The 12716-nt window shown below is 36.3% G+C and carries 10 protein-coding genes; all 10 read right to left on the bottom strand.

Features of this window, described 5'->3' with window-relative positions:
* Positions 1-70: 70 nt before the first annotated feature.
* The 10 genes from CYTFE_RS0123090 to CYTFE_RS29680 all read right to left on the bottom strand — a co-directional run bounded on the left by CYTFE_RS0123090 (position 71) and on the right by CYTFE_RS29680 (position 12575).
* The gene (locus CYTFE_RS0123090) at positions 71-1837 is read right to left on the bottom strand and encodes a class I mannose-6-phosphate isomerase (protein WP_235207935.1); all 1767 of its coding nucleotides are present in this window, start codon (positions 1835-1837) and stop codon (positions 71-73) included.
* A gap of 167 nt (positions 1838-2004) precedes the next feature.
* Complete coding sequence (locus CYTFE_RS0123085; RefSeq protein WP_200871176.1) at positions 2005-3297, bottom strand: glucosidase family protein; 1293 nt, start codon at positions 3295-3297, stop codon at positions 2005-2007.
* Between the two features lie 111 nt (positions 3298-3408).
* Positions 3409-5586, bottom strand: a complete 2178-nt coding sequence (locus tag CYTFE_RS0123080; RefSeq protein ID WP_044211814.1) for a glucosidase family protein — start codon at positions 5584-5586, stop codon at positions 3409-3411.
* Between the two features lie 201 nt (positions 5587-5787).
* Entirely contained in the window at positions 5788-6969 is a 1182-nt protein-coding gene (locus CYTFE_RS27855) for an MFS transporter (RefSeq protein WP_052522034.1), read from the bottom strand.
* An 84-nt stretch (positions 6970-7053) separates the two neighbouring features.
* Complete coding sequence (locus CYTFE_RS0123070; RefSeq protein WP_044211812.1) at positions 7054-7989, bottom strand: ROK family protein; 936 nt, start codon at positions 7987-7989, stop codon at positions 7054-7056.
* Positions 7990-8020: 31 nt separating this feature from the next.
* Positions 8021-8752 (bottom strand): GntR family transcriptional regulator, encoded by a 732-nt coding sequence (locus CYTFE_RS0123065; protein ID WP_027473757.1) that lies wholly within the window; start codon positions 8750-8752, stop codon positions 8021-8023.
* Between the two features lie 199 nt (positions 8753-8951).
* Positions 8952-11588 (bottom strand): GH92 family glycosyl hydrolase, encoded by a 2637-nt coding sequence (locus CYTFE_RS0123060; RefSeq protein ID WP_052343387.1) that lies wholly within the window; start codon positions 11586-11588, stop codon positions 8952-8954.
* Between the two features lie 187 nt (positions 11589-11775).
* On the bottom strand, positions 11776-11979 hold the full coding sequence (locus tag CYTFE_RS0123055) for a type 1 periplasmic-binding domain-containing protein (RefSeq protein ID WP_027473755.1): 204 nt from the start codon (positions 11977-11979) through the stop codon (positions 11776-11778).
* 219 nt (positions 11980-12198) lie between these two features.
* Positions 12199-12420 carry a type 1 periplasmic-binding domain-containing protein gene (locus CYTFE_RS30210; protein WP_027473754.1) on the bottom strand — a complete coding sequence of 74 codons (222 nt, stop codon included), beginning with the start codon at positions 12418-12420 and terminating at the stop codon, positions 12199-12201.
* A gap of 29 nt (positions 12421-12449) precedes the next feature.
* Positions 12450-12575 carry a LacI family DNA-binding transcriptional regulator gene (locus CYTFE_RS29680; RefSeq protein ID WP_081736072.1) on the bottom strand — a complete coding sequence of 42 codons (126 nt, stop codon included), beginning with the start codon at positions 12573-12575 and terminating at the stop codon, positions 12450-12452.
* Between the last annotated feature and the right edge of the window lie 141 nt (positions 12576-12716).

Below are 12716 nucleotides of genomic sequence, written 5' to 3'. Positions count from 1 at the left end.
TTCTTCAGTTACTCCCATTTAAGATTACTTCATCTTCGTTCCTCAAATTCGTAATGACGAGATGTAAAAGTTACTTCATAAAAGCTTTCACAACAATAGCTTCTTCAGCCGATTCATTAATGATTCTATAAGAACCCGCAGCAGCTGGAATCACGAATGTTTCTGCATAAGTAAAGCGCTGCTTCATTCCTTTCTCTGTCTCAACAACAATACTACTTCCGTCGACCAAAGAAAGAACATGACATCGATTATTTGTTTTCACACTAATTCCAGAACTAAAATGATACCGTTCGACATCATAACTATGTTTTTCATGAGTGGCCAAGTGATATCTTTTCCAATCGTCACCCTCCTCAATCAATAACGGCTTGGCAATTAGTTTATCCTTTACATATTGCCCTTTTCTATGCAAAGAAAGATTCTCCATCCCTCTTTCTACATTAATTGGACGAGGTTTCCCATCTAAATCTACACGAAGCCAATCATACATCTTAAAAGTAAAGATATACGGAGTTGTACTTATTTCCAGCACCAAATTTTCTGTTCCGGAACCATGAATGGTTCCAGGAGGAATCAAAAATAAATCGTGTTTATGAGAATCATGTATCTGAACATGTTTGGTAATATCAATTTCCTTTTTATGTTCGTAACTATATTTTAAATCCGCCTCAAAAGCCTTTGGATCTATATCTTCTTGTAATCCCAAATAACATTTTGCATCCTTACCTGCATCTAAGATATAATAAGTTTCTTCCTGAGTAATAGTTTCTCCAAAGTGCTTTTGGATATAATCTAATTGAGGATGGCATTGAATAGATAGGTTTCCTCCTCCAAAAGTATCAAGAAAATCGAAACGAATAGGAAACTCATATTTTAACTGCTCTGCATGTACACCCAAAACTGATTGATACTGCTGAAACATCAAACAATCAAACGAAGTTTCTAATAACTTACCATCACTCTCAAATAAAAGGCCGTTTTCAGGAACAATTAATTCAAAGGACCAGGCATAATTGATCACATCCTGATTTAACGACTTTATTCTATCCCTAATCCACTGACCTCCCCAGGCTCCAGGTTCAAACCAAGGACGAACTCGAAATACATTTTCAGACATTTTTTGTAAGCCCTTCCTAAAGTCATCTCCTTTCATCCATACAACTACATCCGTTTGCTGGCCGTCTACTACCATATCAATGTCGTTTATAATTGCTGCCTTATGTGCATTCAGCACCACCCAGTCCACAAAATAAAATCGTTTATACATCGCTTTACTCGCAAATGGCTTATCAGCTCCAAGGTTACAAACCGACTCAGCCCGAGCTCTAAACTGGAGTTCATTTTTGGGCAGGTCTATATAAATAACATATCCTTTCAAGGCCGATAATGTGGCTCCTGTACCAATAACAATATTAATATCATATTGAGGATCTGTTTTTATATTTTTAATTCTTTCCTCCACAAAAAAATCCATCAACCTCAGACTAGTCCTTTTTCCAAATATGGGATCATCACCCCCTAAAAAAGGAGCAATCATATCATCAATTTCTGATGATGATTTCATTAATTGAGAAGTAAAGATAAAGTTTACTTTTTTCCCCATCTGTACAAGCATATCTTCTAGATCCGAAGCATATTTGTCATAAAAAACACCTTCAAAGCCATCGATAAGCACCACCTTTTCATCCACCACCATCTCTGCCAACTCACGGATATCAGTACTAATTTTACCTCCCTCCATTTTTAGGCTGGGATAAATATCATAGGTACCATTTTCTACCTCCTGCTTAGTTGTTGGCAGAAGAAATTGTTTTGTTTCTCTTATTTTTTTCATCATTATATAAATATCACATTTTCAAACTCCCTGCCTTCATAGACTAGGCATAAACACTTGCCATACATAAACACTGTAATTTGACACCTTCATTATACCTATTTACAATTAAACATAAGAACCTTCATTCTCCACCCTTAATCCATAGTTCATATATCCAATGCTCAATTCTATTTTTCAACAGCACCTTCCAACATCTCAATAGCTTTGTACAATACGCCTGCCGACCCTCTAAAAGTGCCTGATCCTGTTGGTTTATTATCAACCGTGTACCACTCATAGAACCCTTTATTTTTCAAGACTCTGTCAGTCATTGGCACCAATTGGTCATATGCTTCCTGATAAAAACCATACCTTACCAATTGCTGAATCATTCTGGCACCGAACCATGTCCAATCTCCTCCATTCTGATAACCATAAGGAACCATACCTTTATTTTCAAAAGCCCAACTAGGATAAGGAGGATACATCGTTAAACCAATGGAGCCGGCACCAGAAGCTTTTACATTGGCAATCATCTTATCCAAGGAAACTTTAATTTGCGCTTTGCTTAATAAGCCAGCCTCAATGGCCACCGCCGTTCCCCCATGATAGAAGATCTCATTCTCATTAAAATCAACAGGATAAGGAGATTCTTTCAGGTAAACATGAGGAATAAATTTCTGCTTATCATTGTCCCAAAGGGTTTTCATTATATGATCAACCATATTATTTCGAATAGGCAACCATTTTTGCTGCGTTTCAGGGAGTAGTTCCATGATATTATTTAACGCAATGACCATCATGGCATTATCATAAATATCAATACAATATTTTGTTTCGTCGGTAACATAAACACCCCAAGGATGACAGTGCTGAACATCACCCCAATCGGCTGTGGTAGCACCATATACCAAGCCATATGCTTTGCTCCATCTATGGTTCATCAAAAATTCCATAGACCATTGCAATCTTTCGGCTACTGTTTTGTCTCCTATCTTTTCTCCCAGAAAAGCTTTATCACCCGTTTTGCGTACATACTTATAAACAGCCTGCACCAAAGAGGACTCATGATCTGTTTCTACGGTGTTTTTGTGCCCACAATAAACAGGTTCTAAATCATTATAAATATAGGTATATCCACCTTCAACGTCTTCAGCCTTTTCTTTTGGAATAAAACCATCAATTATATTCCCATCATTACCCTGTAAGCGAAAAAACACACGAAGATTCTCCTTCAGTTCTTCCTTAGGATAAACTTCAGCCGATAACTCTATAAATGTATTATAATCCCGAATCCAAACTTCACCATAACCATCTCCAGCATTAAAACCAGTCTTTACCACCTCCAATGCTTTCTTCTTTACAAATGCAAAACTTTCATTGCTCTGAATAGAAGCTCTAAGTTCTTTACTTATCGTTGATTTTGAATTACAAGCAAAAAGAACAGTTGCCATTAAGCCAATTAATAAACTAATTCTCATGATTTATATAGATTTTTTCAATATTACTTCCTTAACTAAAATCTTGAATCCACACACCAAACACTCAACACAACAATCTCCATTAAGGAGCATTTAATTCACACAAGACTATTATTTACACTCCACTTTTTCACCATAAAACTTAGTTGCAATCAGTTTTTTATTTTCAAATACAGAAAAAGTTTTCCTATTAAGTTGGATGCCATATATTTTACCATTGTACCTGATATTTTGAAGAGTAGCTTTCCCTATATCTTCATGATTGAAAGGCTTGATTGTTAATTGACCTTCCTCCATGGTAAGTCCAAAGGTCCCAAATATAATGGCTTCCATTCCTGCGCCTGCAGCAATCTGAACAGGCATGGATGATAAATCTTGCTCTGGTGTATCTATTCTTGGATTTTGAGGTAAATAAGGAAAGTAATCAACATACCGCATGTTTCTTTTTAATACATCCCAACCTTTTCCGGCAAAGCCTTTTTTGTAAAGGTTACGAGATATTCTGCCGGGCATTCCTGCGTATTGGCCACCACCGCCCCAATCAGAATCAATTAAATCCCAATGAACCGAATCTCTGCGGGCAATAGAATAAACACCAAACCTGCCCAGAAATTCACCTTCTTGCAGATGACTTACCAAACCATAAATTTGCTTATCCGAAAGATAATCAGCTCCTAACATATCAAAAAGATGATAAGTCCAAATGGTCTCTTTATTTCCATCAGGATATAAGTTATCAAACCACTTAAGTTCATCATTCCAAAGATATTTATCAACCAACACCTTTAAACTTTCTGCATCTGCAAAATACTTTTTTTGCATTCTTCTATCTCCTAATTTCTTCGCCCATTCAGCCATCGTATAAAGCAAATCAATAGTTAATGTATTTGTAATAGGAACAGCGTGATTATAACCGTCAGTTCTAATTTCGATAATCTTTTCAGTATTGTAGCCCACATCGATCAAACCCAAATCGTTGGTGTAATTTTCTTGTAGCTCATCCACCCAACCTTGCATCCATTCCCAAACTGATTTTCCCGATGCTTCTTCTTCGAACAATCTGTAATCACCCGTATGTCTAAAATAGGCCTCTATCATAATCTGTAAAGCAAAAGGCTCTTGGATGTATAAATTATCCCAATAAGCTCCGTTCCAGCCCACATATGTCCTTTTCATTTTTACATGTTCAAAATCTGTAAGAATAGCTCCTTTCAAACTTTCCGGATCAAGCATTGCCAAAACATCTGAGGAATAAGAATTATCCCAGCTTATTGTAAATGGCCATGTTCCAACAGCCCAAAATACATCTGAAATATAATTTGGGTTTTCAAACCGACACATCAAAACCGACAACATACAACGATAATAGTACTCTTCTAATTGTTTGTTATCGCTTGTGAACTGCGGAAGTTGATTATAGGCCCAATTCAACATTTCACGGGTCTTTTTATCTGCTGCCACCATTCTGCTCTTAATATCACTCTGAACAATTTCAGGAGCTTTGTCCGTTGCTTCATAAAACTTTACAGCAAAATAATAGGTCTCCGATTTCCCTGGAGCAATGCTAATTTCAAATCCACGATCACTTATCTTACTGATTGAAGAAGAAACCCTAACATGAGCAGTTGAACTGCCTATTGTAAATGCATCAATAGAATCAGCTACAGTAGAACCTTCCTTAAAATGACAAACTATATGATCTGCTACCTGATTAGGTATTAAGATCATATCTAAATCTTTTAAACTACGATTGGTCAACTTCAATTTAATAAAGACCTCATCATCGTCAAAAGCTACATTAGTCCAGCTTTTTGCTGAAAAACTAACCCAAGTATGATCATACTCCTTATGGAAGGTAGCAGAACGGAAGTATTGATTAGGTTGCCATTTCTCATCCTGAGTAACCATAACAGAAGGAGCATTAGGTCGAAAATTAGATCCTAAAGGATCATAACTTTCACCGTCATCAATCCAAGATTTCCATTTTGTTGGCACATCGTCTTCAATTAAACGCCCAGTCCCCTTATCAAAGAAGTTCAGATTAAAATTATAGCGCTGGGCCTGAAATGGTTGAAATTGCACATTCGTAAATTGAGTAATACTATACTGTTTTGGGGAAACGCTCCCTCTATAATTTACCAATAACACTTGTGAATCATCAAAAAGAATATGCTCTCTGTCCATTGCATAATATGCAGGATCAGCAGGCGTAATATTTATTTGTGCTGTCACAAACGAACTAACGGCCAGTAGTATAAGTAAGCATTGCTGCACCTCTCTCTTAAACATAACTTTAAAAATTAATGTGTTTATTTTCGTGTTATTAAATTTTATCTTTTGATCTAAATGATGTATCCTGATATTCTCATGAGATTTAAAATTGCTTATAACCAACAACTTGTTATGATAACAAACCGTACTACTAAGGTAAGTTTCAACAAGTTTAAATAGCACCTAATCAGCATTCATTTCAATTCGCAATAAATCCTTTTACTGTACTCTTGGGTTTACTTTCACAACACTAAGAATCAAAATAAAAGCCATCAACCCACCTATTATCCAAAGCCCACCATTCACATTGTAATTCATGGCTAAACCAACCAAAAACGGAAAAATAGCTCCACCCGAGATGGCCATCATCATCAAGCCTGATATTTCGTTGGAACGATCCGGAAAATTACCGACAGTAATGGAAAAAATCAACGGGAATACATTAGATACTCCCAAACTTACTATGCCTACTAATATCCATGCCGCAATATCATTCTGAACCAAGGTAAGTGCCCCAACAAATACCAAGGCAACAAGTGTTGATATCCGGAGAAAAACCTTTGCATTACCCTTCATTAACAGGACACCTCCCATAAAGGTCCCCACCATCTTTGCAAAGAAATAAACCGACTTACCGTATTTGGCTGTTTCTTCTCCCATTCCTATTTTTAGATGAAGGAAAGTTCCAATATTAGAGTTTATGGCAACATCGACACCCACAATGGCAAATATCCCCAAAACCATTAAGGCGATGTATCTATTGCTCAATAATTGAATGCACGATTTAAAAGATACCTGAGCACCCTTACTCTTTGTTTCTTCAATATCAGTTATTTGCAACCACACGTATGAAGCAAACGCAATGATTCCAAACAGGTATAATCCAAATCTCCAGGCACCTTCACCTTCAAAACCCAGCCTCCCAGCCAGAGATGGACCTACAACAGCTGCCACATAAGGTCCAACCATCGAACCTAGAGATTTCATAAATTGCGAAAAACTCAAAAATCCAGATCCTTTATCAGCAGGAACCACATCCATTAACAAGGGATTAGCTGCTACTTGCATAATGGTATTTCCAATACCTAAAAAGGAGAAAGAAATCAAGATAACAGCTAAAGAATTTCCTAAAACAGGAATAAAAAGTCCGGCAGCTGTTATAAGAATAGAAGTATTCAATACTTTCTTCTTTCCGACTTTAGCCTGCCAAATACCAGCGGGCACCGACAATAAGAAAAACCAAATAAAAGCCACAAACGGAATTAACTGCAACAGATAAGCAGGCGTTTCAGCACTTTGCTTAAGTTCGTCGACACCGGTACCAACCAGGTCGACGAAACTCACAATAAAAAATGAAAATAAAACAGGTAGTAATATTTTGGTTTTAGTGGTAGTCATCATACATTTATTTAGAAGATAAGAACACCGAAATTTTAAAAAACAGTATTCTATCCTTTATTAATTTTTGCACTTAATTCCTGGCCTTTACATAAATTTCAATTGTTCTTTGATACGCTCAAAGAACTCATCTTTTTGGAGATAGGCTGCTCCAATAAATGCGGCATCTTCCAATAATGCAGAAGCCTGTATCTGAAGTGTTATACCTTCTTTTCGAAAAGCTTCGGTAAGTGTTTCATCGAATAGCTTAAATGCTCTTGAGATATTTCCTCCAATCACCATGGCTTCGATCTCAAAACTCTTTACCCAAGGGGTTAAGAACTGAGCTAATTTTTCTCCAAAATCATCAAACACCATTTTTGCATTTTCATCTGTAGCATATAAATCAGCAACATCTTTAACACCAGTAACAGATCGTCCTGAAGCTTTCTCAAACCGTTCTTTCAAACCTCTGGTTGAGAAATATTCATCGGCAATACCACCCTCAAAAGGCAAATGCCAAAGACATCCCCCCTTGGGAACTCTTTGATCACATAATACGGGGATTCCATTTTCTATAAATGCAGCTCCAAAACCAGTTCCTAAAGTAATAGCTAAGCAGTTTTGAATACCTTTTAGCGTTCCATTAAAATATTCGCCCAATGCAAAGGCTGTTGCATCATTGATAAAACGAATTAAGTTTTCGTCAATTCTAAGTTTAAGACTTAACTCCTTACGGATATTCACCTGCCATAAATTTTCGTACTTAGCATTATTACCGGAAAATAGTCCAATACCTTTATCATAGTCTATAGGCCCTGGGAAGGCCATCCCAATACCCGCAAAACTACCCTTATCAATATCGTTGATGGCCGGGTTAATTAATTCAAAAAAGCAATCGAGAACATTCTCTTTACTGCCCTTATTATCCATAGGAAGGCTTCGGGTAGTTCCTTCAACCAATTTACCTTCCTTTAAATCGTAGGTGGTACAACTAATGTGACTACCTCCCACATCCACTCCAATTGAGAATCTCTTTTCCAAAACATCTATTTTTATGATTTGTGATAATATATTAGCGTTTAATAGTAATTGAATAGGTAAATTTTTCAGCGATATAAAAGCCGATGTTATATTCGATAGGTTTCATCCCAGGATCAGAAACGTATCGTTCCCTAACTAGAATTGGATCACCCACATTAATTTCAAGTTTGTCGGCTATTATTTTTGTAACTGCACAAGCCTTAATATTTTCCTTGGAAAAACTCGGAACAACGTGGTAGTCATTTTCTAAGATATCATACAACGGTCTATTAAAATCCTCTTTTATAGATAGGCCAATTTTAGGATGGAAATAACTTTCAAAATAAACAAAAGGACAATCATCCAAGCCTTTCAATCTAGATAAGTACAACACTTTCTGATTTTTAGGAATATTAAAAAAGGCAGCTATCTTGTCATTTGCATCTACCCACTTTGCCATCATCGCATAGTTTTTAAATTCTATACCTTTATCAGACATTTCTTGGGTAAAACTCAACCAATTGTCTAGATTAGTAGTAATGCCCTTTTCTGCTACCTTGGTACCCACCCCTTTCTTGCGAATAAGTAAACCTTCATACTCAAGTTTATTTGTTGCTTGTCGCAAGGTGTTCCGCGAAATGCCTAATCTTTTTGCTAAATCAACCTCCTTAGGCAGCAATCCACCTTTTTTATACTCAGGTTGCTCAATCAGCTGTCGTAACAATTTTTCAACCTGTGCATGCAAAGGCATTGAACTTGAATGATCAATTTTTAGTTTTTCCATACTCTCTCACTCTATATGTTCATATGTTTGAACATATGCAATATTGCAAATAAAACGATACAACCAAAGGGAACATCGCTAAAGAAGAATGATTCTCCGTATTAGCACAACAATGATCTTAGTTTCATAAAAAAGTGCTTCTTAAAATTAACTAAGAAGCACTCTCACTAAATCTAAATCAAATGAAACTATCACTATATTATTGCGTAAGTCCCCAATCTTTATTTGGCTTAGGTCCTAATTCAAAAACCAGTTCTCCCCCATTTACCAAGTCTTTATGATATAACCAACTTTTATTATAAGGTTTCCCATTTAAAGTAGCTGACTGGATGTACATATTGTCCTTTGAATTATTATTAGCTATAATGGTAAATATTTTTCCTTCTCCCACATTCATGGAGACTTTATCAAATACAGGACTACAAAGTTGGTAAATAGGGTCACCCGGACAAGCGGGGTAAAAGCCCATTGCACCAAAAACATACCATGACGAAACCTGCCCACAGTCGTCATTTCCCGGAAGTCCTCCCACATCATTAAAAAAATACTTAGCCAGCATCTCTCTCACTGTTTTTTGTGTTTTCCAAGGAGCACTAATAAAGTTATACATATAAGGCGCATGCATCGAAAACTCATCACCTACGTAATACATATTATTCGCAAAGAAATCATCTAGGTAAGCTTCTAGTTTATCTTGGCCACCCATAAAATTTGCTAGACCTGGAATATCGTGAGGAACTAATAAAGTATGGTTTTTATAATACACTTCGGTATCATGATCGCTTCCTTGCGCCCAAACGCTAATACTCTTGTCATAAGGAGCTAACCAATCTCCATTTTTTTTCTTTCCACGAACCAAACCTGTTTCCTTATCTAAAACATTCATGTAACGTTTCGAACGTTGCATAAACTCTTCATACTTATTTTTTTCCCCCAAAGCCTTTGCCATTTGGGCAATACAATAATCGTCATAAGAAAATTCGAGTGTTCTAGCCACAGGCTCTCCATAAAAGCCAAAAACATCAGCAGGAACATAGCCTAAAGCATTAAAATATTCAATTCCAACTCTTCCCGAAAAACCTCTATTCCCTTTCTCTGTTGCATTCTTAAGCATTGCTTTAAAGGCCAAGTCAGTATCAAAACCACGAATACCTTTAACATATGCATCGGCAATCACAGCATCGGCATGTGTTCCCATCATAATACTTCGATACCAAGGATTGGGCCATTTTGGTAACCAACCACCCTCTTTATATGCATTGAGCATACCATTGATAATATTGGTCGTTTCATCCGGCTTTAAAATTACCCATAACGGATGTAATGAACGAAATGTATCCCAGATAGAAAGATCTGTATACATCTCTCCTTCATGCACTTTAAAATCAAACGGACTAAAATATTTTCCATTCTCATTCAAATTACGAGGATTTACGAAACACTTGGTTAAAGCTGTATAAAAAATCGCTTTATCATCTTCGCCACCTTCTACCTGTATCTTATTTAATTCATTATCCCAAACATCGGCACTTTTAGCAACAGCTCTTTCAAAATCGAAATCAGGGAACTCTTCATTCATATTTGCACGAGCCTGTGATAAATCAATAAGAGAAGTCCCAACTTTCATCATTACTTCTTCCTGTTCTTTCGTAATAAAAGTTACATATACCGCGTTACCATCGGCTCCTTTCAACGCCAATTGTGAAGCCAAATCTGGATTTATTTTTATAGGCTCGGCACATCTTAAATGCATTTCCGTCGTACTGGAACCATCGTAATACTCGATACGTATTTTATATTTCTCGCCTTTTTTAAGATTAACTTTGTACACATTAGTACCCGTTGCTCTATATTTCCATTCGTCAATCACCAAAGCATCGTCGAAATACATTCGTGTACCGTCTTTTGTTGTTAATTCAAATGTATGTTCTCCTGAATATCGTGCGACAAACGCACCCGAATATCTCACCGAGAAAAAATCGGCAACCACACCCTCCACAGGTTCCTTCAACCAATCATAATTTAATTCAGTATGCGTTACTACCACATCCGGTTCTCCCTCTAATTTATCATTATTAAAATATTCAGCCTTAAAACCATCCGGAACTAATGTAGCATCAACTACATTGGGTAACAAATCGACATTGTACACTTTAAATGACTTATTAAACTTGGCCACAAAATAATTTTTAAAATGCCCAGCAATAACAGAATATCCTTCTATTTCATTTCTTTCTGGAATAACCCTATAGTTTCCAGGCACGTAAACGCCATCAATCAACACGGTGGATGATGAACTTTCAGGAAAGGTAAATTGGAAGAATGCCGTTTTTGCAGCAGCTGTATATTCTGCCTTTATAGCGTAATCATCTAAAAGAACAGAATAATAGTGGGGTTTAGCGATTTCATTATCATGACTAAATTTCGAAGCGCGGGCATCTGCATCTATCCTCACTTTACCTATCATTGGCATAACACACATGGCTCCCCAATCACCAACCACAGCACCATTGGGATAACGAGTTCCTCTAAAACCCTGAATTTTATCCTGATCGTACCAGTAAGGCACAGGAACAGTTATTACTCGTTTTGTCCATTCAGCTGTTTGGGGAGTCCAATGGGTTAATGCAGATGGATAACCTACAATAGGTGAAACATAGCCCATCGGTTCTTCTACCTCTGTAACTGTAATATCAGCAATACTTGCCGCTGTGCCAACGCGAGTGTCAACATAAGACAACTTAGAGTCTTTGCTTTTTGTATTTGGACCTCCGCAAGAAATCAAACTCAGACCTACACAAGTCAACTTCAGAAAATTTTTAATCAGTTTTTCCATTATATCCTATTTCTCAATCTGTATTTTAAATGACGCAAAATTGATTTTAATTTTAGATTAAATAAACATTCAATATTGTTTTCTCCTAAACACAATAGGTAAATACGAACACATCGGATGTTCCTTCTCAGAAAAAGATAAGAGTTAGGTGTCATTTTTTTAGGCTCATTTACATTTCCTTCAATCTCTAACTCGTACTGGATTTACGAGCGATAAAACCTGTATCAAGTATTTTTTTAGTTATTCCATTCGCTGTTAAGTTTAATTTTCCTAAAAGTATATTTACAGCACCATCCCCAATTTGAATAATAAGCTGTGTTATAGCTATTAGAGAAGGTTTTATAAAATCAAACGTATTATATTGGTCAAAGCTTAGCAAATTTAATTTCATCAGGAATTTTAATGTTTCTTGCTCGCAGCTCCCTTAGTCCACAAACCGCGAGGTAATGTGTAAAAAAACTATAGAATATACCCGATTGGGTGATCCCAGAAGCCTATGAATAACTAACTTTACTTGCCTTTGATAATCAGCATTCTCAACATATTGAATGTATGACGAATATCAATTTAGTCCATTTTCTTCAAGCCCATCTCTATATCCATAAAAAAGCTACTTAAGTACCTCTATTTCACTATGGAGAGTTACAAAACCAATCTTTTTTGAACCTTGCTCAACAAGATGATTAACTGCATGAATTACACCTCCTTTATTATCAGCAATTACATAATCGGTATTTAATTCGGGATAATGGCAATCAAATAACACAAAGGGAAACTTCATCTCTATTAGGTTCTTAATGTCCAAACTATTCCTTTGTGTCGATGCTATCATTAGCCTTATAATTTTTTCATGTGCCTACTTTATAATACGCGCTTGGTAATACTGCTAATCCTTTTCTCATCTCCTTTCTCATTCAAAACCAGAGAAACGGTAGAAACCGAAACGTTTAATTCTATAGCAATATCCTTTATCGAATTTTTCTTCAATTCACTGAATGTTAATTAGCTAAAACGTTTTAGCTAATTCGAAAATAAATCATTTTTCTATTAATAATATAAGATACTCGCCATAGAGGAATAATTATCGGTTATAAAAGAACAAGAAACCATGCACGAAAAAAAAGATGC

The organism is Saccharicrinis fermentans DSM 9555 = JCM 21142 (assembly GCF_000517085.1).
GTDB classification, from domain to species: Bacteria; Bacteroidota; Bacteroidia; order Bacteroidales; family Marinilabiliaceae; genus Saccharicrinis; species Saccharicrinis fermentans.
Note: the sequence above shows the minus strand (reverse complement) of the source record. Positions and strands in the feature narration are given on the sequence as shown.